Source organism: Arthrobacter sp. 08Y14 (assembly GCF_002929455.1).
Taxonomy (GTDB): domain Bacteria; phylum Actinomycetota; class Actinomycetes; order Actinomycetales; family Micrococcaceae; genus Arthrobacter_B; species Arthrobacter_B sunyaminii.
In genome coordinates this window covers 423,303-441,405 of sequence record NZ_PJIX01000002.1, presented here as the reverse complement: position 1 = coordinate 441,405, position 18,103 = coordinate 423,303, and the positions used below count along the sequence as shown (strand labels likewise).

Genomic DNA, 18,103 nt, shown 5'->3' with positions numbered 1-18,103 from the left:
CGCTAGCGTCCCGCGATTTCGGAAGCGGCACGGTCGGGGGCGATCTCGCGGACGTCGTCGTCAATCAGCAGGCACCGGTCGGCAGTGGCCAGGAGCAGCACCGGGTCGTGAGTGACCAGCAAAACCGTACCCCCGCCGTCGGCGTACCCATTGATCCGCTCCCCCAGACGTTCGCGCATGACCGGGTCCAGGCGCTGCTCGGGTTCGTCCAGGATCAGCAGCGAGGACGGCCGGATCAGGGCGGAGGCCAGCAGCAGGCGGCGCCGCTGTCCGGAAGAGACGGAGGCGGGAACGGCGTCGGCGCGCTCCTGCAGGGCGAAGAAGTCCAGTTCGGCGTTCACCGCTTTGTCCGGGTCCGGAACGGAGTGTCCGCGGGCCACCAGCTGGAGATGCTCGCGCAGTGAGAGGGAGGGGAAGAACGCGTCCTCATCGAACAGGGATGCGACCTGGCGCCGGAACGGCAGGGCGTCTTCATTGACCGGCAGGCCGTGCACCCGCACCTCGCCGTCGAGCATCGGCTGCTTTCCGGCGATAGTGCGCGCCGCAGTGGATTTGCCGGCCCCGTTGAATCCCACCACGCCCAGGATTTCGCCGGCCTCCACCCGGGCCGTGATCGGGCCGCACACCGGCGCACCGCCGTATCCTACGGATAATTCGGATATCTCGAGCACAGCCCCCACTGAAGTCATGCGACCAATCTAGCGGACGGGACAACGCGGCCAGGGGCCGCGCAACATCCATGCAGAACTCCGCCGACTGTGGTTGGGTAGACCGATGGAAACCTACGTAAGCTCAGGAACATTCTGGTTCACGGTGGCCTTGATCAACGCCGGTCTCGCCGAACAGAAGAACCGCTCCCGGTGGATCTGGTTCCTCGTTTCGCTGCTGCTTGGGCCCATTGCAACGCTGCTGATCGTCGTGTGGCGGGCGCCGGAGCCGGTGCCTCCGTCGATGACACACCGAGGCGGATGGAAGGAACCGGCCGCGGACCGTTAGCCGGCAGCGCCAAGAGCATCTGGACGGCTGGCAGATCCTTCCGCAGCGGACCGTTTCGGGAATGACGGCGGCGGAGCGCGCGTTGCCGCAGGCATGACCTCTTCACCGGCGGACACCCCGGACACTTCCTTGATTCAAACCCCTGCAGCCGCCTCTGAGCACCTGCACATTGCGGTGGTGGGCGCAGGAAAAGCGGGCACCGCCGTCGCCCGTTCCCTGCTCGAAGCCGGGTACCGGGTTTCGCTCTCCGCCTCCGGCGATCCGCAGACCCTGGCACTGATGGCAGGCATCATCACCCCGGGCGCGGAGCCAAAGTGGACCCGGGACGCCGTGGCCGACGCGGACCTCGTGATCCTCGCGCTGCCGCTCCACCGGCTGCACCTTGTGGACCCGGCCCTGCTGGAAGGCAAGGTGGTGGTGGACGCGATGAACTACTGGCCTCCCGTGGACGGGGACATTCCCGGGTTCGCGGCGAAGGATCTTGGCTCATCAGAGGTGGTGCAGGAGATGTTTCCGGGCGCCGCCGTGGTGAAGACCTTCAACCACACCGGATACTCAAGCCTGGAGCCGGACCGTCGTCCTGCCGGGCATCCGGAGAGGCTTGGCTTGGCGGTGGCCGGGAATCAGCCGGAAGCTGTCGCGCTCGTCTCGGCGGTGGTGGACCGGATCGGCTACGACCCGGTTCCAGTCGACTCTTTGGCCGGGACCCTGTTCCTGCAGCCGGGCGGATCCGCGTTTGGTGCCCGGTTCACCGCCGCGCAGCTGAAGGAACTGGCAGGCGTGACGGTAGAGGTCACCAGCGCGGAAATCCCGTCCGACAACACATTCAGGCCCGTGGTGATTCGGCACGGACGGGCCATTGGCCTGTCACGCGATGATAGTCAATGGCTTTCATCAACGGACTCACATTGAAAGCGCTCGGATTCAGCCTGAGTTTCACTCCGTGGACGGACTTAATTGTCAGATACGAGTGTCCTTTCGCCGTCTGCAAGCGGTAATCAGCTATGTCGCTGTAGGGAAGAACATGTTCCCTACCCAGCAGCAAACTCCTAAAGGCCACTTCATATTTGCCGGCAGCCACATAGAAGTTGCGATACATGACGACGAAGATCAATCCGCCCACAAACATCCCCACAGACGCGATCCGGGCGTCGAGAGGACTTTGGGGGTAGGAATAAGCCCAGAGGCCCGTCAGCAGCCCGAACGTCGCGCATATCCAACCGAAGATCGCCGTCAGCTTGGGCATCCGCAACCGTTCCGGATGTTCCTTAGCGCGGTTGGGATGCTTCCGCATCCACCAGACAAGCGCAGAAACAAACATGAGGGCCGCAGCCATAATGGCGCCATTCAACATTCTGATCTACCTGTCCGGGTTACACGCCTCAAAGCCTAAATGTTGCACGCAAGATATGCCCACTACAGCTGATCATTCTATGCTCAGACCAGTGCCGGAAATTTCGGCCTCTGTTCGTGATTTCGATTAGGGTGAAATTGTGGAAGTCGAAAACGATGTCAAGATTCCCCGCAACCGCACCGGCGTCTGGTTGATTCATGCCGCGGCCGCCCTAATTCTCATCCCGTGCTTCGCGTACGGTGCCATGATTTATGAGTCGCTGCCGGAGACCATCCCAACTCACTGGGGAGCGGGCGGGACGCCGGACGCCTGGGCTGACAAGTCCTTCGGATCAGTGTTCGCGCCTCTCCTCATCGGAGCCGGCACGAGCGTCTTTCTGGTCCTGATCACTGCCGCTGTCCCGCTGATGGTTCCCCCGAGCAAAGATGCCACCGCCTGGGAGCTGTGGCGCCGGGAGGGGATGATCCGCGGCACCGTGGCGACCATGGGCGGAATATCCACCCTGGCAGCAGCCTTGGTTGGCCTGCTGTCGGTGGCCGGTTGGAGAAACCCGGACGCGCTGCCCATGGGGCCGGTACTGATCCTGCTTGCCCTGATTGTCGCCGTCGTCTTCGTTGCATACGCCTTGTCGTCCCGCTGGGCGCGCCGGTCGGCTTTGAAGAGCGGGGTCGTGCCGACGACGGAAGAGCAGGAAGAGGACAAGCTGTGGACAGTGGGCGGCCTTTACAACAACCCTGATGATCCCCACATTCTGGTGCCCAAAGATCCGGTTCGGGCACCGGGATGACGGTGAACGTAGGAAACGGCAAGGGGCGGACCTCCGTCATCGTCTTCCTGGCACTTTTTGTGGGCGTGCCGCTGGTCTTCGGAGTTTTTACGGCGGTCTAGATGGTTCCGGTGTGAGCTCGATCGCTTCGCGGAATAGCACCGATGCCTCCGCCGGTTGTCGCTGGATATACAAATCTCCAGCTCAGGCCACTCCAACGAGGCCGAGCGACGCGACAAAAGGAAATCCTGAGTGAAACTCTTTACCCCGCTCACCGTCGGCACCATGGAACTGCCCAACCGCCTCGTCATGGCACCGATGTCCCGGGTGCGCGCCGATCGCAACGGCGTGCCCACCGACATCATGGTCGAGCATTACCGCCAGCGCGCCTCCCTGGGCCTGATCATCACTGACGGCATCTACCCCTCCTTCCCCGGCCAGGGCAACCCCCTGATGCCCGGCCTGGTCACCGAAGACCACGTCGCCGGCTGGAAGCGCGTCACCGACGCCGTCCACGAAGCCGGAGGCCGGATCGTCGCCCAGCTCATGCACTCCGGACGCGTCGCCCACGAAAACATCAACGGCGGACACCAGCCCCAGGCCCCCAGCGCCATCGCCCTCGAAGGCATGGCCCACACCTACGACAGCAAGCAGCCCTACCCCGTCCCCCACGCCCTCACCGAAGCCGAACTCGCCGGCGTCGTGGCCGACTTCGTCTCCGCCGCGCAAAACGCCATGAAGGCAGGGTTCGACGGCGTGGAGCTGCACGGTGCCAACGGGTACCTGCTGCAGGAATTCCTCTCCCCCGTCTCCAACACCCGCACCGACAACTACGGCGGCTCACCCGAGAACCGGGCCCGGATGGTCATCGAGACCTTCCGCGCCGTGGCCGAAGCCATCGGCGCCGAGCACACCGCCATCCGCATCTCCCCGGAGCACAACATCCAGGGCGTGCTGGAAACCGACCGCGCCGATGTGACTGCCACCTACACCGCCCTGGTGGACGGCATCGCCGACCTCAAGCCGGCCTACCTTTCCATCCTGCACAAGGACCCGGCCGATGACATGGTCCAGGACCTGCGCCGCCGCTTCGGCGGCCCGGTCCTAATGAATACCGGCTTCGGCACCGTCACTACGCGTGATGACGCGATCATGCTGCTCGAGGAGGACCTGGCCGACGCCGCCGTCGTCGGCCGCCCGGTCATGGCCAACCCGGACCTGGCCCGCCGCTGGCAGGAAGACCTCCCGCTGAACGAGCTGGACCAGGCCACCGTCTACACTGACGGTGCCGCCGGCTACACGGACTACCCGGTGCTGGAACCGGTTTCCTAGCCCAGGCGAACGATGACGGCAGGCCTTCCGCGTGACGCGGGAGGCCTGCCGTCGCCTACCGCGTTGACGGTTGCGACGAGCGCTCCTCGCCGGAATATTGCGCTTCTTTATCCTTACTCCAGGCACGCGCGTACAGGCCAAGGGCCGCCTGCTCCCTGAAGCTGAAGCCCAGCCCGTAGAGTGCCATCTGGTTTGCCCCCGTAGCCAGCTGCTGCGCACTGCGACTGATGCGTTGTTTGTCCGCCCGGTACAAATAGTCATCGATGGCCATCATCCTGTGTGGGGGCACAATCCGGGGTGCAATCCGGGCCCTCATTGCCCTGCGCGCCTGCGCAGCGTGCGGGCCAAAAGAACCTGTGCAGGCGTGCAGATGAGCGTTCCAGAAGTAGTCCCAGCTAGTGGTTCTGCAGTCGGGCCAAACCGCGGACCGGGGGCCCCGCATGAAAGGCCCAGTCCGAGAATCGCGGCCAGATTCTTGAAAGATTATTGCTGGGTTACTTGCCCGTGATGATCACGTAAACCAAACACAACAAAGCCTGATCGACGAGAATGTAACAGTGCATAATTCGGCATAATACTCCGCTGGAGAACAGTCATCCTCGACGGGCGCGGCCGACAGAACGTGTCAGACAGTGGGCGTGGGCGGCGCGGACAGGACGGCGTTGCCCATCCAGCCGACCGCTTCGCTGAGGAACGAACGGATCACCGCCGCCGCCGCCTCGAGCCCGGACTCAAGCAAGAAGTGCCCGCCGGGGTGGAGCTCAATGTGCGCGTTGGGGAGGTCCCGGGAGAACGCGTGCGCGCCCTCCGGCCCGAAGATCTCATCGTATTGCCCCCATACGGCCAGCAAAGGGACATGCGTACTACGGAAGTACTCGTGTAGGCGGGGGTATAGCCGTTACGGAACAGGGCGAGCTGGACGAGGTCGTTGCCCGGTCGTCCGATCAGCGAAGCATCCCGTTCCCAAGTTCCGGGGTCCACCAGGGTGGGGTCGGCAACGCCAGTCACGTACTGCCAGCGGATGGCCTCACGCGTGAGCGCGGCCCGCACGGCCGCCTCTGTCTGTGGAGTCTGGGCCCGCGCGTAGGCCCAGACGTCCTTCCAGAACGACTCGACGAAGCCCTCCTCGTAGGCGTTGCCGTTCTGACTGATGATCGCTGTGATCGCCGACGGATCCTCCAGGGCTAACCGCCACCCGATCGGAGCACCATAATCCTGCACGACAATCGCATACTTGGTGATTTCGAGGCTGGCCAGCAGGGAGGACGTGATTCGGGCGAGGGCGTAGAAGGAGTACGAAAACTCGTCGACGCTCGGGGCATCGGATAGCCCAAAGCCGAGATGGTCTGGCGCGACGACGTGGTAGCGGTCCGCGAGCAACGGGTCAGGTTGCGGTACATGGCCGAACTGGTCGGGTACCCGTGGAGCAGAACGACCGTTGGTGACTCGGGAGACCCTGCCTCACGGTAGAAGATCCGGCGGCCCTCGATGGTTGCAAAGCGGTGGTGGACTGCAGACATGACACTAACCTCTCTAGGGGCGGTATGTGCTTGATCGATCAGCCGGCCCTTGCGCGGCCCGTCGCACTGCCGCGAGATGGGCTGGGCGGACCCTGTCGACGGCGTCGTCGACGTCCCGATGCGTCGTGAGCCATCTCGCAACGTAGGGGCAGACCGCCACCAGGCGATACCCCTCCTGGACGCTGGTTCTCAGGGCAGTGCGGGTGAGGACGCTGGCCAGGCCCCGCCCGTCGAACTGCTCGTCGATCACGGTGTGGTAGAAGATGCGCTGCCGCGATGGACCCTCGTCATGGTGGGTATACATCGAGAACCCCGCTAAGACGCCCCCTACCAGAATGTCGAAACGGCTCTCTTCAGAGTTGTTGCGCACCTCGACGGGCTGGGTCTGAGTCGTGCTGCGTTCACTTTCGGTTGTCATTGCTGTCCTCTCGCTCGTGTACGGGGTCTGATCTGGGCATTGGGCAGTTCGGGTGCGGGCAGCGCACCCGAAGGCTCGGAGGGGTATGGGCCGAAGCGCTCCGGTCCCGGTGCAGGACCCGGCTCGGCGCCGATTTCGCGCTGCCATTGGGTGCGGTAGGCGACGATCTCGGCGTGGCTGCGGGCCACGAAGTTCCACCACAGGACGATGTCCTCGTCGAAGGGTGGGCCACCCACGATCACGACGCGGGCGCCTGGTCCGGGCCTGGCGTGCAAGCGCACGCCAGATAGCCCGGCGGGGAGATAGTGCAGCGCGCCGGGCGACAGTGCGGTTCGCGCAGAGGCCTCGACACCGTCTGCTTCCCACGCCGTGAGGGAGACCGACCCGGTATCGAGAAGTAGTCCGTGCTCGCAGTTCGGGTCCAGCGGCAGGTCGAGGCTTTCACCGGGGTTGATGAGGGCTTCGGCGGCGTGAGCCGGCGTCCGGGTGTCGATCGGTGAGCAGGCGCCTGCGATGCGCCCGACATATGTGCGCACGGTACCCCCGGGCCTGATCTCCGGCGTGGGGACATGATGCTGGGCTTCCGGTGGCCCGTGGCGGAGGTCGTCCGGCAGGGCATACCAGAGCTGGATCCCGTGCAGGCGCGTGGTGTCCGGGGTGGAGAACTCGGAGTGGGAGATGCCCCGGCCCGCGATCATGAGATTCACCTCCCCAGGGCGCACAGTGTTGGTGAACCCGGTCGAGTCGCGGTGCAGGACCTGCCCCGAGAACAGAAGGGTCACGGTCGCGAGACCTGTGTGGGGGTGGCGGGGCACGGCCATGCCGCCGTTGGCGGAGACGTCGTCGGGACCGAAGTGGTCGACGAAACACCACGGACCGATGAGGGACCGGGTCCGCTGCGGCAGGGTGCGGCGCACGGTCATGGCCCGCGGCCCGCCCAACGGCACGTTCCGCGGGGTGAGGCGCTCTCCGAGATCGGGGGGGAGGGCCGGGGACGGTGCTGTGTCCCAGGGAGTTCAGAGCGTCGTGGGTCATGGCTGCTCCTGTTGGTGGGTGAGGGGGCGCTTCGCCCCGGGCACGGGGTGGTGGGAGGCGATGGAGAGACGGTTGTAGCCCTGCGCCTGTCGCTCTGGCTCGGGGAACTAACGCTGTATCAAGGTGCCGGGGTGAGCGCAGGCCCGGTATGCCGCGTGCGGTACCAGATCACCCCGGTGATTACCGCCAACAGGACCACGGGGATAAGGAAAGCCATGGAACCCACCCCGGAAGAGCGATCTGTCGTCGCATTGAGGTCGGCGTGAAGCACAAGTGCCAACATCAGGCCAAGAGAATTATTGGCCGCGTGCAGCACGACTGATGTCTCAAGACCACCCGTACGCCACGTGATCAGCGCGAAGGTGATGCCCACGGCCAGGAACTGAAGATTGAGCCAAAGGTCGGTGGACAGGTGGATCGTCGCGAACAGCACCGAAGAGACGACCACCCCCAAGGCCAGGGCTGAGCGAGGGCTTCTCCCCCAGCTAGCAGCCACGCGAAAGATCAGCCCCCTGAACCCATACTCTTCGCCCGCGGTCTGCAGCGGCACGATCAAGACCGTGACCACGAACATGAAGAGGAGGTCGCCTACGGCCCAGTCGGTCATTACGGAAGGCTGAAGAATAGTCAGGACGGTCATATAAACGGCCCAGACGGGCACAAGAACGAGTACTGCCCGACCCAGCACTGCCGCTCGGAACACTCCGGTAACGGAATGCATCGTGCGCCCCTTGACACCGTAGAGCCAGCGCTGGATGAGCATGCTCCACGGAATGAGTAGCGCGCTCGAGGCGAAGGTAGCGGCCAGCGTAACGGTCGTAAATTCCGTGCCGCCAGTGACAATGCTGTCTCGGCCAAGCAAGAGATCAATCTGTCCACTGATCTGCGCGGCGACGGCACCAAATCCCAGCAATCCTCCAAAAAGAAGCACGATGGCAAGAATGCCGCGCGGTATTCCGCGTCCTTTGGTTTTCCGGTCGAGCACCCGGTGGTACGGGGTGCCAGCCGGGATGTCTCCCCCGGCGCGGCTGGGTCGTGATCGGTATCGCGGAGTGTGGATACCTGGTTGATGACATTCTCATTAGGACCCATGGCTGGCCTCTACTTTCGTCTTGTGTGTGGCGAGATGGCCCGGTTCAGCGGTGGCGGAGCCGTCGCCGGGCGAACCTAGGAAGGTGCGCAGGGCGTCATTGACGTCGTCGGCATGCGTCCAGAGCAACCCGTGAGGGGCGCCCTCCACCTCGACGTAGTGAGCAGCGGGCAGTGACCGGGAGAACCGGCGGGCCGTGTTGTCGATGGCAGGATACGGTCGGCAGTGCCGTGCAGGATCAACACCGGTTTCCCGCTCCGGCGCACTGCTTCGACATCACGCCGAAAATCCTCGATCCACGAAGAGACGACGGCGTAGGCCGCCACCGGGGCGCTGGAGATTGCGGTGTTCCAGCTGCCGCTCACCGCTTCCTGGCTGACCCGGGTACCGAGGTTCTCGTTGAGGTTGTAGAAGTCCGAGAAGAACTGCGTGTACCAGGCGTACCGGTCGCTCCTAGCCGCAGCTTCAATTCCATCGAACACCGCCCGCGGCACGCCCTCGGGGTTGTCTTCACGCGCAACAAGGAAGGGCTCCAGCGAGGCGAGGAATGCAAGCTTGGCCACCCGCTCGTGGCCATACTTGGCGACATAGCGGGCGAGCTCGCCGGTCCCCATCGAGAAGCCCACCAGGACGACGTCCTGCAGATCCAGGGCCTCCAGCAGGATGCTCAGGTCGGCGGCAAAGGTGTCGTAGTCGTAGCCGACACTGACCTTCGATGACTGGCCGAAGCCGCGCCGGTCGTAGGTGATGACCCGGTACCCGCTGGCCAGGAGCTCCCGTGTCTGATGCTCCCAGCTGTGTCCGTTCAATGGATACCCGTGAATCAGGACGACAGGCTGCCCCGCACCCTGGTCCTCGTAATACAACTCGGTTGGCGTGCTGTTCTCTGATCCGACGCTGATAAACGCCATGGTCTTCCCTCTCGGTAGTGTGCCCAATGACATGAACGCCCCAGCCTGTGGAGCTCCGCCCCTGGGCCGCGGCTGTGCCGGGATCGGATACCCGTTCACGGCGACGTTGCCAGACTCCCACCGGCGTCGGCGCTCTCGCGTCGGTGGCGAGCACCTAGAGTCGGCCACCAGGCATTACCTAGAACGGCGACAGCAACCAAGAAGGAGCAGAGCTATGCCGCGTTGCACGCAGTCCCGCACCGTCACGGCGCCGGACGGACAGACCGTCACCCTGCCCGACGTCGTTGTGCAGGCCGCGCCGGAGCTAGAGTCCCCCGCTGGAGCTAGAGTCCCCCGCCGGAGCTATGCCACCCTCCAGGACCCCGTGCCCGAGCTCGCCGCCTGGCCGCACCTAGCCGTCGCGCCAGGAACCCCGCAGAACCTCGATGCCATCCAGCAGAACGTCCAGCCCGACGGCGAACTCGGTGTCGTAGTCGTAGCCCTCCTTAGCCAGCTCCTCCACCACTTCGAGCAGGTACGGATACCGGGCAGCAGCCTCCGCCGACTCAGCATCGCCGGTGGCAGCGGCGGCCTCGGCCGACTCCTCCGGGGTCTCGAAGGACAGGGTCTCCTGCTGCAGCGCGAAGCCGTACACGTAGGCGTCCAGCAGGCTGGTGACGTGGACGGTGGTCCGGAAGGAAAATCCGTTCTCCCTTAGGCACCTTCGTCTCGGCCATTGCCGGGGCCGCGCTGTATGCGCCGCTGCTAACGGACCCGGACTACGTCACCGGTTCCGGTGCCGATACGCGGGTCCTGCTCGGCGCCGTCTGCGAACTGGTGCTGATCATCGCGAACATCGGCACCGCCGTCGTACTGTTTCCCGTCCTCCGCCGGCACAGCGAGACCGCTGCGGTCGGCTATGTTGCGGCCCGGATCATGGAGTGCGCCCTGATTGCCGTCGGAATCCTCAGCGTGCTCACCGTGGTGACACTGCGGCAGACCGCCGACGCCGACGCAGATGAGTACCTGCCCGTGGCGCGGGCGCTGGTGGCGCTGCACGGCTGGACCTTCCTGCTCGACCCGGGGTTCGTGGTGGGCATCGGAAACGGGCTGCTGCTCGGGTTCCTGATGTACCGCTCGCATCTGGTGCCGCGGCCGATGGCACTATTCGGCCTGATCGGCGGTCCGCTGATGTCGCTGTCCGGCCTTGCCGTGCTTTTCGGTGCCTATGAACAGTCCTCGGTTCCCTCCGCGCTGGCCACCCTTCCGGAGATTATCTGGGAAGCGTCGCTGGGTATTTACCTGACGGTGGTCGGCTTCCGACGGCCGCGCCCGGTCCGTGCCTTCAGCCCGACGGGAAACGTTGACGCCGGCGCGTAGGTGACCCCCTTCGGGATGGAGCCGCCCCGGGGGGGGAATTCCTCCGCCCCGGCCGCAGTTGCCTCCTTGAGGGACTGGCGGAGTTCACCTCTGCCGGTCAAGCTGACCATCATCGAAGGGATTTATCGTGGCAACATTGGGAATCATCGGAAGCGGAAACATCGGATCCGCGGTCGCACGGCTCGCGGTTGCGGCGGGCATGAACGTTGTCATTGCCAACTCGCGGGGACCCGAAACGCTGACGGACCTGGTCGCCGAACTGGGCCCGCTGGCCCAGGCCGGAACGGCGGAGGACGCAGCGAAACTCGGCGACGCCGTCGTGCTTTCCATTCCGCTGAGCGCGGTCTCCGGCCTTCCCGACGGGTTGCTGGACGGCAAGATCGTCCTGGACACCAGCAATTACTACCCGTCCCGGGACGGGCGCATCGCTGAGCTTGATGACAGCACGGTGACCACGAGCGAACTGGTACAGAGCCGGCTTCCCGGAGCGCAGTACGTCAAGGCCTTCAATAACATCCTTGCCCACCACATTCCGCTGCTGGCCCGCCCTTCCGGGTCCGCAGACCGCTCCGCACTCCCCGTTGCTTCCGACAATCCGGCCGCAAAGGCTGAGGCGGCGGCGCTCATCGATGGGCTGGGCTACGACGTGGTCGACGCCGGCACCCTTGCCGACAGCTGGCGGTTTGAGCCGGACTCCTCGGGCTACACCCGCCTCTACCTCGCGGATGCCGGAACGCCCGACGACCAGCTGATGACCTCGGTTCCGGGCACAACACCCAAGACGAAGGTCGAGTCCGCACTGAAGTCCGCCTCCCGGGTGAACGTGGCCGAGCGCGTCTTCTAAGCCGGTACCGGTGCCCGGTGGAACTCATTCCGGTGAGACGTTCCGCCCGATCATGATGTCTCGGAGCTGATGGAAGCAGATGACGACGGCAGCGCCCGCTGCCACGGCCGCTTGTCATAGATCGCCAGGAGCTGCGCGCCGAGGCCAAAGAACACCATGGCCAGCCAGACGGCGATGTTCAGCCACGGGATATGCAGCGCCACAATGAGGATCACCCCGCCCACAAGTGATTTGACCACGGGATGCTGGTTGCCGCGGAACAGGAGCCTGCCGATGTAGTACGCACCGAAGACGAATGTTGCGAGCGTGAGCGTGATCCATACCAGCAGGCCGGCCAGTGCAAGCGGGGCTCCGATGACCGTCACCAGCAGGACGAGCAGCACCACGGGAACGGCAATGGATGCCACAAAACCTACCAGCAGCGCTTTCCACGGCCGGGGCACCAGCTGATCGGTCACCCGGTGCAGCAAACGGGGCAGGAGCCAGCCGGCGAACACCGTCACAAGGCTCAGGGCGACCAGCGCATACAGCAGGCCGAGCAGCCACGCGACAAACCGCTCCCCCACAGACGGCTCCTCGGGGGTCTCCGGTGCGATGCGCTCCACCGTGCCGCTGACCGCGCCCTGGGCGATCTCTGCCTCGTCATTGGAGGTATACGTGAGGTTGCCCCCAACCACCCCGTCGATGGTGAGGTCTCCAACTCCAACCTGCACATCACGGCCAACTGCGCCGGCTATGTCGATGTCACCCGCGGCGCCCACCAGATCAGTTCCAAGGGAACCGGTGTCGGTGATATCGAGGGTCGAGGCGAAGATGGTGCCGCTGCGCGCGACCTCTCCGCTGATGGTCACATCCTGCCCGGCGAGCCGCACATTGCCGTCAACGTCTCCGGTGATGTTGATGGTCTGGCCGGCAGCGATGACATCGCCCGTGACGTTGCCGGAGATAGTGATGGTCTGGCCGGACGCGTACACGTCTCCGAAGACGTCATCCGGGACGTCGATGGTCAGCCCGCTGTAGAACTGCGGACCCGCGTCGTCGTTCACCACCGCCGGCACAGCGGGGGCGAGCCGGGCGTTTGCGGCCGGGGAAGAGGCCAAGGCCCCGGTGCCGGTCAACAGAATCAGTAGCACAGCGGCAAGAACTGCGGAGAAAGCCCGCCGCGGAGGTGAAGGAAATCTCATGGCGTTGCCTTTCAGATATCTGTAAATGCACGCACCCACACCGCTTCTACTGCTCCTGTCTACGGCAGGGACGCATTGCCTCCGGGAGCGTTGGGGCCGGTCTGCCAGCGCAGCAGAGCCGCGACGTCGCCGCCGCCCGGGAGCACACCGTTAGGCACCAGCAGCAGGCTGGCGTCCGTCAGGGAAGCCGCACGCAGCAGCGCCGCCGACGCCGGAACCTTGCCCAGCACTTCGGCCCCCAGGGCCTGTTCCTCCGCCGTTGCCACCCAAGGCTCGGCACCGAGAGCCAGCAGCGTCCGGTCCGCTAGCGCATTGTCGTTCAGGATCAGCACATCCACCTGGGCCTGCTGGAGTGCGTGCACCACCGCACCGATGCCCGCGGCCGATTCGGGATTGGCCTGGCCCTGCTGCAGGGCGAGGCGGTCCATGATCTGCTCCTGCTCGGCCGCCCATCGAAGCGCAATCAGTTCCCGGACCCGGTCATCGAAACTGTCCTGGTGCGGCCCCGCCGTGCGGGTGTGGGAGTCGAGCATGCTGACCAGCGGCTTATGGGCCTCTGCCAGTTGATCCTGGACCAGGCCCCGCGCGCGGACATCTCCGGCCAGCACAATCAGCCGCACCCCGCTGGCGTCCACTATGCGGTCAATCTGCGCGGCCACCTCGTCCGCATTCCGGCGCCAGACTTGTTCGGTCCGGCGCTGCATCTTGTCCTGCCCCCAGGTGCCGGCGGACAGTTTGTGGATATCCTCGGTGGACCCCTCAACGTCCTCCACGCTGGCACCGGGACGGCCGACGTACTCCAGTCGGATTTCTCCGCCCTCCCGGGACACATCGGCAACAATGTAGGGGAACTCCTCCGGGCGGTGCTTGAACAGCGGCAGCAGATCGGGCACGGGTCCCACATGGACTTGTTTCGGGGTGACCAGCGGCCCCGGCAAAAGCTCATTCAGCTCCACGTTGCCGTCCCGGACCAGGACAAACCGGGACACGGGACCGGGCACACCGCGGGCCGGGTCCACTGCGGTTTCGATGGCCTCCAGGTCCGCGGGCGGAGCGCCCTGCGCAGCCGCGGCGTTCCTGACGTTTCCGGGGCGGACTTCGGCGGCTTCCAAGCCCTCCACTGTTCCGGCGCCGGCGTCGACGTATGCAACGCACCAGGGACCGGTTTTCCGATATAGATCCGCAAATTGGTGGAGCTTCTCCGTCATGTCGATTTCCTTCCCACCTAGGGCGGCCGCGCATCGATTCAATCCGTGTCTCTCCAGCTAACACCGGTTCCTTCGCAGGTTGAAGAGGGACCGCGCCTGAGCGGCCGCTTCAGCCTGAGGACGGCATCAGCGCATCAGCGATTACGGCAGGTACAGCACTATCCCCGTCTTCAGCGGCACATAGGGGCTGTGCTGCTCAGCTGAGGGGATCGTCCTGGAACGCACGCACCTCCTGGGCGCAGCGGCAGGACCCCGCGAACCTTGCGGCCCACTCCAGGGCGGCCTCGCGGGACGGCAGGTCCAGCACTGCATAGCCGCCGTCAATCTGCCGGGTCTGCGGGTACGTCCCCTCGATGACTGTTCCCGCGCCGTCGACCAGTACCGGCGGAACGCTCTCATCGATGCCCCCGCCGAACACCCACACACCGGCGTCTTTGGCCTCCTGCATCACTGCATGAGTCGCTGCCGAGACGGCAGGCAGGTCCTCCATCGGGAAAACCATGGCGCTGCTGGGGAAAGAAATCAGGTACTTGGTCATCGTGTCGGCTCCTTTTTTGTGGTGCTGCAGACTACCGAATGAACTGGGTCAGAGACTCTGGTAGGACTGGCCGTGCGGCCCCGCCAGGCCGCGGGCGCGGCCGTTGACGGCCACAATGGTACGCCCGTTAATGGGCCTGTGAACCTGATCGGTGACGGTTGGCAACACACCGGCGCCCTCGTTGCTGATCCAGACGACGTCCGGATAGGTCCCCATCAGCTCGACAAAGCGTTCCCGGTCCTCGGACCGGAGATAGACGAGCACCGCACTGTGGAACACCACAACCCTGGATCCGGCCGGTGCCTGTTCGATGAGCCCGGGGATGGTATCCAAAAGGTCTCCCCGAACCAGGCGTGCCGGTTCTGACTCCGCAAGCCGCGCAGCAGCGCGGAGACGATGTCGCCGCTCGTCGTGTTCCGGCCACACCAGTGCCTCGAGCCATTCGATCTGGTCCGAGTCATTGACGTTCAACGGGTTGAGGTCCGCGCCGGCCCGCCAAACGACGTCGGGCAGCCGCGCTGGCAGCGCGGCCGCGTTAATGCGGCAGGGCACCACGACGTTGCTCGGCCCGGTGTCCGGGTCAAGGGCCTCGGTCCGGCCGCCGACGTCGTAGCGGTAACTGTACCGATCGGGATACAGGCACAGCCCAGCGGACGCACCGGCCTCAATCAGGCTGAGCGGCCCCTCGAGCCGGCTCAGGACCGGCAGCAGCACGGCACACCGTGCAGCTTCGTTGGTCTGCGTTGAACGGGTCAGGATGACCGGGACCACCTCGTCCCAGTTTTCGATCAGCCAATCCCTCAGCTGTCCGTATCCCTGCTCGGGCGCACCCATCAGGCGTGCGGCGGCGAACACCAGGTTTGGTTGACGCTTGATCGGGGGCAGCGAAGAAATGAGGGTCCATGCCGCCGGATCTTGGGAGATTCCCCGTCCCCACTCCTCGTAGATCGGTGAAACTCCCCGGGCTTCGATCTCCGCGAAACGCTCATATACTCCGGCCACCCCATCCATGCGATCACCATAACAGTGGCGCGTTCGTCCCTCAGCGTTGACGAGATTGGCCGTTTAGCGGGACCCCCGCACGAATCCCTCCATGACATAGCCTCCGGCTTGGCGCAGGACCTCGGAAGTTATCCGTGCCAACGCGAGTTCATCGTGCTGACCGGATCCCGCCCACGCCAGAAGCTGGCGGGCCAACTGGTTCTGCGGAAGCTGGTCAAGACGGCGCACCATCCACTTGCCGTTGCCGAGCCAGGCGTTTTCGTGCAGCAACAGGAGTTCGACAGCTTGGGAAAAGACATCGGCGGAGATAGCGAACTTTTCCGCAGGGTCCGTACTGCCGTGCAGATCGTCAAGGGAATTGCTGAGGCCGTAGAGGCGGATCCCGCGCTCAGTTTCACTCAGGGGCTCCGGACCTTTTTCCATGTAGCGGCGGGCACTGTCTTGAAGTGCTTCTCCGGCCCCTTGATCCGTCAGGAGTACACCCTGAGCGACGATGTCGCCCAAGACGGCGCACCGGGCGGCCCTTTCCTTTTCGTACCAGAAGGAAATTGAGTCGGGGGTGTGAACAAAAGCTTCGACAACCCAGCCTTGGTATCGAGTGGTTTCGGCATAGTTACTGTGTCCGTTGGGGTACAGAATCACGATGTCGAGGTCAGAGTTGGCTGTGGCTTTTCCCGTGCCCGCGCTCCCGCCCAGAATCGACAATTCGGCACCCGGATGGGCGTGGTGAACGAACGCGCGCGCGACAGAGACTGGATCCATTGCTGAATCCTAGCGGGACCGGCCCGGGCGCTGCCCGGCAGGGGTCCGCTCGTTCAGACGGAAGGTGGCGGAAGCTGAAAGATGAACCGGTCCGCGGGTGACCACACATGTTCGTCGTCGCACCGATAGCCGCGCAGCCACGAATGCCCGTTGACGAAGCGGAGATAAAAGCCCTTCGGATACTCATGGTCAGCGCGAAAAGCTTCGGCTGCCACGGTGAGACCGCCGTCGGGCGCCCGCCCGGACGACATGACGGGGTCGCGGGAAGCCGCCTGATCGGTCAGAACCATTCGCAAGTAGGGCCCGGTGTCCATCGGGCACAGCAATAGGCCCTGTTGCTGTGCAGCCTCCAAAATTTGGGGAAGCGTCGCGCCGTTGGAAAGCCCCAGCTCGGCGACCGTCCGCTCCGTGACCATCACGGGATGAGAGTCCCGCTCCTCGAAGACAACGTCCTGCAGCAGGGTTTCCGCATGAACGTTAAGCAGAATGCCATGCGAGTCCAGGCGTCTCATCAGCTCAGGACGGGAAAGCCCACCGACCCATACTTCGAGTTTTTCGATGCGAGTTCTGTCTGGCATGCGGCTCCTTGACTTGATGGTGTTCCGGTTGCTGGGACCCAGGTAGTGGAATCGCCATACCCCGCAAAGAGACGGATAGTTCCCTCAGCTTCATCTGACCCGTCACGCACTTTGATACGCCCCCTGGCCCGTCCTGACATCCATAATGCTGGTACCGATAGTGACCCCGTTACGAGCGAGGGTATCTCAGCGGAGCCAGCTCATAGCCGTTCCTGCATTCCCGGTACGGCGTCCGACCACTGCACGGCTGGTACGAGGCGATGCTGGAGGCCGCCCCTTGTCAGGCGACCAGCCGGAAGGAAAAGTTGTATTGACGTCGCAGTGGCCGTCCCGGCAGTTCCACGGAAAGGACAGACCGTTCATGACTGAGCGAAAAGCGTCCAGGAATGGCAGCAGCCCAAGGAGCGCAAGACTGTGAGGATCCTGGTCACGGGGTCAGCTGACGGCCTGGGCAGATCAGCGGCGGAGTCGCTGCTCACCGCAGGGCACGACGTCGTTGTTCACGCCCGCAACCAGGAGCGGGCGGCAGCGCTCGAGCCGCTGCTCAACCGCGGCGCGGAGCTCGTCGTCGCCGACTTCAGCGACCCGGACGCGGTGCGCCGTGCCGCCGCAGAACTCAAAGCCGGCACCCCGCTGGACTCCGTTATCCACAACGCCGGAGTTTCCCGCGGCACGACCGTCATGCCCGTGAATGTTGTTGCCCCCTACCTTCTGACCGCGCTGCTCGACGGGCCGCAGCGGCACGTCTACCTGAGCAGCAACGACCACTACGCCGGGCGCGCCTCGCTCGCCGGAGTTGACTGGCAGGGCAGGACGGCTGGTTCGTATGCGGACAGCAAGTTGTACGTCACTGCGTTTTCCGCAGCGCTGGCCAGGCTGCGGCCGGATCTGCTGAGCAACTCGGTGGATCCCGGCTGGGTTCCCACCAAGATGGGCGGCCCCGGAGCGCCTGACGATCTGGCGCTGGGCCACCAGACCCAGGAGTGGCTCGCATCCAGCGAGGACCCCGACGCGCTGTCCAGCGGCGGCTACTGGTACCACCGGCGGCGGAGGCAGCCGCACCCGGCGGTGCACGATGTCAGATTCCAGGACAGTCTGCTGCAAGCCCTGGAAGAAGAAACCGGAACGCCGCTGCAGGATTCCGGAAGGTGACGGGATCCCTGCTCACCTCCTCAAAGCGGCTTCAACTCATTGACTCGCGCAGAG

General features: G+C 64.7%; 21 protein-coding genes and 2 pseudogenes. 7 read left to right on the top strand and 16 right to left on the bottom strand.

Annotated features, from left to right (window positions below; translation table 11 throughout):
- Positions 1-2 precede the first annotated feature (2 nt).
- Complete coding sequence (locus tag CXR03_RS08655) at positions 3-689, bottom strand: ABC transporter ATP-binding protein (protein ID WP_181034532.1); 687 nt, start codon at positions 687-689, stop codon at positions 3-5.
- Positions 690-774: 85 nt separating this feature from the next.
- Between CXR03_RS08655 and CXR03_RS08650 the strand changes: the two genes are divergently transcribed.
- Both CXR03_RS08650 and CXR03_RS08645 read left to right on the top strand, forming a co-directional pair.
- Positions 775-996, top strand: a complete 222-nt coding sequence (locus tag CXR03_RS08650) for a hypothetical protein (RefSeq protein ID WP_104103377.1) — start codon at positions 775-777, stop codon at positions 994-996.
- 93 nt (positions 997-1,089) lie between these two features.
- Positions 1,090-1,908 carry an NADPH-dependent F420 reductase gene (locus tag CXR03_RS08645; protein WP_104103376.1) on the top strand — a complete coding sequence of 273 codons (819 nt, stop codon included), beginning with the start codon at positions 1,090-1,092 and terminating at the stop codon, positions 1,906-1,908.
- Here the strand turns inward: CXR03_RS08645 and CXR03_RS08640 are convergent.
- A complete protein-coding gene (locus CXR03_RS08640; RefSeq protein WP_258073563.1) occupies positions 1,823-2,350 on the bottom strand; it encodes a hypothetical protein in 528 nt (175 codons plus the stop codon). The two genes, CXR03_RS08645 and CXR03_RS08640, sit on opposite strands and share 86 nt — an antisense overlap.
- A 139-nt stretch (positions 2,351-2,489) precedes the next feature.
- On the opposite strand from CXR03_RS08640, the gene CXR03_RS08635 reads away from it, so the two are divergent.
- Together CXR03_RS08635 and CXR03_RS08630 are read left to right on the top strand one after the other, a co-directional pair.
- The gene (locus CXR03_RS08635; RefSeq protein WP_104103374.1) at positions 2,490-3,137 is read left to right on the top strand and encodes a DUF1648 domain-containing protein; all 648 of its coding nucleotides are present in this window, start codon (positions 2,490-2,492) and stop codon (positions 3,135-3,137) included.
- A gap of 231 nt (positions 3,138-3,368) precedes the next feature.
- Positions 3,369-4,448 carry an alkene reductase gene (locus CXR03_RS08630; protein WP_104103373.1) on the top strand — a complete coding sequence of 360 codons (1,080 nt, stop codon included), beginning with the start codon at positions 3,369-3,371 and terminating at the stop codon, positions 4,446-4,448.
- 55 nt (positions 4,449-4,503) lie between these two features.
- Here the strand turns inward: CXR03_RS08630 and CXR03_RS08625 are convergent, their stop codons facing one another.
- The 8 genes and pseudogenes from CXR03_RS08625 to CXR03_RS08595 all read right to left on the bottom strand — a co-directional run bounded on the left by CXR03_RS08625 (position 4,504) and on the right by CXR03_RS08595 (position 10,068).
- On the bottom strand, positions 4,504-4,719 hold the full coding sequence (locus CXR03_RS08625; RefSeq protein ID WP_104103371.1) for a hypothetical protein: 216 nt from the start codon (positions 4,717-4,719) through the stop codon (positions 4,504-4,506).
- A gap of 354 nt (positions 4,720-5,073) precedes the next feature.
- Positions 5,074-5,298, bottom strand: a complete 225-nt coding sequence (locus tag CXR03_RS18590) for an alpha/beta fold hydrolase (protein WP_258073632.1) — start codon at positions 5,296-5,298, stop codon at positions 5,074-5,076.
- Between the two features lie 161 nt (positions 5,299-5,459).
- A pseudogene (locus CXR03_RS18585) lies at positions 5,460-5,828 on the bottom strand (alpha/beta fold hydrolase); the annotation flags it as partial.
- A gap of 153 nt (positions 5,829-5,981) precedes the next feature.
- Complete coding sequence (locus CXR03_RS08615) at positions 5,982-6,386, bottom strand: GNAT family N-acetyltransferase (RefSeq protein WP_104103369.1); 405 nt, start codon at positions 6,384-6,386, stop codon at positions 5,982-5,984.
- A complete protein-coding gene (locus tag CXR03_RS08610) occupies positions 6,383-7,309 on the bottom strand; it encodes a pirin family protein (protein ID WP_104103368.1) in 927 nt (308 codons plus the stop codon). Before CXR03_RS08610 ends, CXR03_RS08615 begins: the two co-directional genes overlap by 4 nt.
- A gap of 230 nt (positions 7,310-7,539) precedes the next feature.
- Positions 7,540-8,406: a CPBP family intramembrane glutamic endopeptidase gene (locus CXR03_RS08605; protein WP_258073562.1), complete on the bottom strand. Its 867-nt coding sequence runs from the start codon at positions 8,404-8,406 to the stop codon at positions 7,540-7,542.
- 183 nt (positions 8,407-8,589) lie between these two features.
- A pseudogene (locus CXR03_RS08600) lies at positions 8,590-9,422 on the bottom strand (alpha/beta fold hydrolase); the annotation flags it as partial.
- Between the two features lie 391 nt (positions 9,423-9,813).
- Positions 9,814-10,068 (bottom strand): TetR/AcrR family transcriptional regulator C-terminal domain-containing protein, encoded by a 255-nt coding sequence (locus tag CXR03_RS08595; protein WP_258073618.1) that lies wholly within the window; start codon positions 10,066-10,068, stop codon positions 9,814-9,816.
- Between the two features lie 35 nt (positions 10,069-10,103).
- Between CXR03_RS08595 and CXR03_RS08590 the strand changes: the two genes are divergently transcribed.
- Together CXR03_RS08590 and CXR03_RS08585 are read left to right on the top strand one after the other, a co-directional pair.
- Positions 10,104-10,781: a DUF4386 domain-containing protein gene (locus CXR03_RS08590; RefSeq protein ID WP_104103365.1), complete on the top strand. Its 678-nt coding sequence runs from the start codon at positions 10,104-10,106 to the stop codon at positions 10,779-10,781.
- Positions 10,782-10,908: 127 nt separating this feature from the next.
- Positions 10,909-11,625, top strand: coding sequence for an NADPH-dependent F420 reductase (locus CXR03_RS08585; protein ID WP_104103363.1), 717 nt, complete (start codon positions 10,909-10,911; stop codon positions 11,623-11,625).
- A 50-nt stretch (positions 11,626-11,675) separates the two neighbouring features.
- On the opposite strand, the gene CXR03_RS08580 is transcribed toward CXR03_RS08585, so the two are convergent.
- The 6 genes from CXR03_RS08580 to CXR03_RS08555 all read right to left on the bottom strand — a co-directional run bounded on the left by CXR03_RS08580 (position 11,676) and on the right by CXR03_RS08555 (position 16,897).
- Positions 11,676-12,809, bottom strand: a complete 1,134-nt coding sequence (locus tag CXR03_RS08580) for a polymer-forming cytoskeletal protein (protein ID WP_104103362.1) — start codon at positions 12,807-12,809, stop codon at positions 11,676-11,678.
- A 59-nt stretch (positions 12,810-12,868) separates the two neighbouring features.
- Positions 12,869-14,017 (bottom strand): Vms1/Ankzf1 family peptidyl-tRNA hydrolase, encoded by a 1,149-nt coding sequence (locus CXR03_RS08575; RefSeq protein WP_104103360.1) that lies wholly within the window; start codon positions 14,015-14,017, stop codon positions 12,869-12,871.
- A 196-nt stretch (positions 14,018-14,213) separates the two neighbouring features.
- On the bottom strand, positions 14,214-14,555 hold the full coding sequence (locus tag CXR03_RS08570; RefSeq protein WP_104103358.1) for a YciI family protein: 342 nt from the start codon (positions 14,553-14,555) through the stop codon (positions 14,214-14,216).
- 48 nt (positions 14,556-14,603) lie between these two features.
- Positions 14,604-15,566 (bottom strand): DUF2332 domain-containing protein, encoded by a 963-nt coding sequence (locus CXR03_RS08565; protein ID WP_104103357.1) that lies wholly within the window; start codon positions 15,564-15,566, stop codon positions 14,604-14,606.
- Between the two features lie 54 nt (positions 15,567-15,620).
- Entirely contained in the window at positions 15,621-16,319 is a 699-nt protein-coding gene (locus CXR03_RS08560) for a nucleotidyltransferase domain-containing protein (RefSeq protein ID WP_104103355.1), read from the bottom strand.
- A 53-nt stretch (positions 16,320-16,372) separates the two neighbouring features.
- Positions 16,373-16,897, bottom strand: a complete 525-nt coding sequence (locus CXR03_RS08555; protein ID WP_104103354.1) for a hypothetical protein — start codon at positions 16,895-16,897, stop codon at positions 16,373-16,375.
- 414 nt (positions 16,898-17,311) lie between these two features.
- On the opposite strand from CXR03_RS08555, the gene CXR03_RS08550 reads away from it, so the two are divergent.
- A complete protein-coding gene (locus tag CXR03_RS08550) occupies positions 17,312-18,049 on the top strand; it encodes an SDR family NAD(P)-dependent oxidoreductase (protein ID WP_104103352.1) in 738 nt (245 codons plus the stop codon).
- Positions 18,050-18,103: the final 54 nt, after the last annotated feature.

Excerpts from the sequence above, each read along its gene's own strand:
- CXR03_RS08555 (WP_104103354.1), bottom strand. The coding sequence starts at position 16,897 with ATGCCAGACAGAACTCGCATCGAAAAACTCGAAGTATGGGTCGGTGGG.
- CXR03_RS08565 (WP_104103357.1), bottom strand. The coding sequence starts at position 15,566 with ATGGATGGGGTGGCCGGAGTATATGAGCGTTTCGCGGAGATCGAAGCC.
- CXR03_RS08640 (WP_258073563.1), bottom strand. The coding sequence starts at position 2,350 with ATGTTGAATGGCGCCATTATGGCTGCGGCCCTCATGTTTGTTTCTGCG.
- CXR03_RS08615 (WP_104103369.1), bottom strand. The coding sequence starts at position 6,386 with ATGACAACCGAAAGTGAACGCAGCACGACTCAGACCCAGCCCGTCGAG.
- CXR03_RS08580 (WP_104103362.1), bottom strand. The coding sequence starts at position 12,809 with ATGAGATTTCCTTCACCTCCGCGGCGGGCTTTCTCCGCAGTTCTTGCC.
- CXR03_RS08625 (WP_104103371.1), bottom strand. The coding sequence starts at position 4,719 with ATGGCCATCGATGACTATTTGTACCGGGCGGACAAACAACGCATCAGT.
- CXR03_RS08650 (WP_104103377.1), top strand. The coding sequence starts at position 775 with ATGGAAACCTACGTAAGCTCAGGAACATTCTGGTTCACGGTGGCCTTG.
- CXR03_RS08655 (WP_181034532.1), bottom strand. The coding sequence starts at position 689 with ATGACTTCAGTGGGGGCTGTGCTCGAGATATCCGAATTATCCGTAGGA.
- CXR03_RS08575 (WP_104103360.1), bottom strand. The coding sequence starts at position 14,017 with ATGACGGAGAAGCTCCACCAATTTGCGGATCTATATCGGAAAACCGGT.
- CXR03_RS08570 (WP_104103358.1), bottom strand. The coding sequence starts at position 14,555 with ATGACCAAGTACCTGATTTCTTTCCCCAGCAGCGCCATGGTTTTCCCG.
- CXR03_RS08610 (WP_104103368.1), bottom strand. The coding sequence starts at position 7,309 with ATGACCGTGCGCCGCACCCTGCCGCAGCGGACCCGGTCCCTCATCGGT.
- CXR03_RS08560 (WP_104103355.1), bottom strand. The coding sequence starts at position 16,319 with ATGGATCCAGTCTCTGTCGCGCGCGCGTTCGTTCACCACGCCCATCCG.
- CXR03_RS08645 (WP_104103376.1), top strand. The coding sequence starts at position 1,090 with ATGACCTCTTCACCGGCGGACACCCCGGACACTTCCTTGATTCAAACC.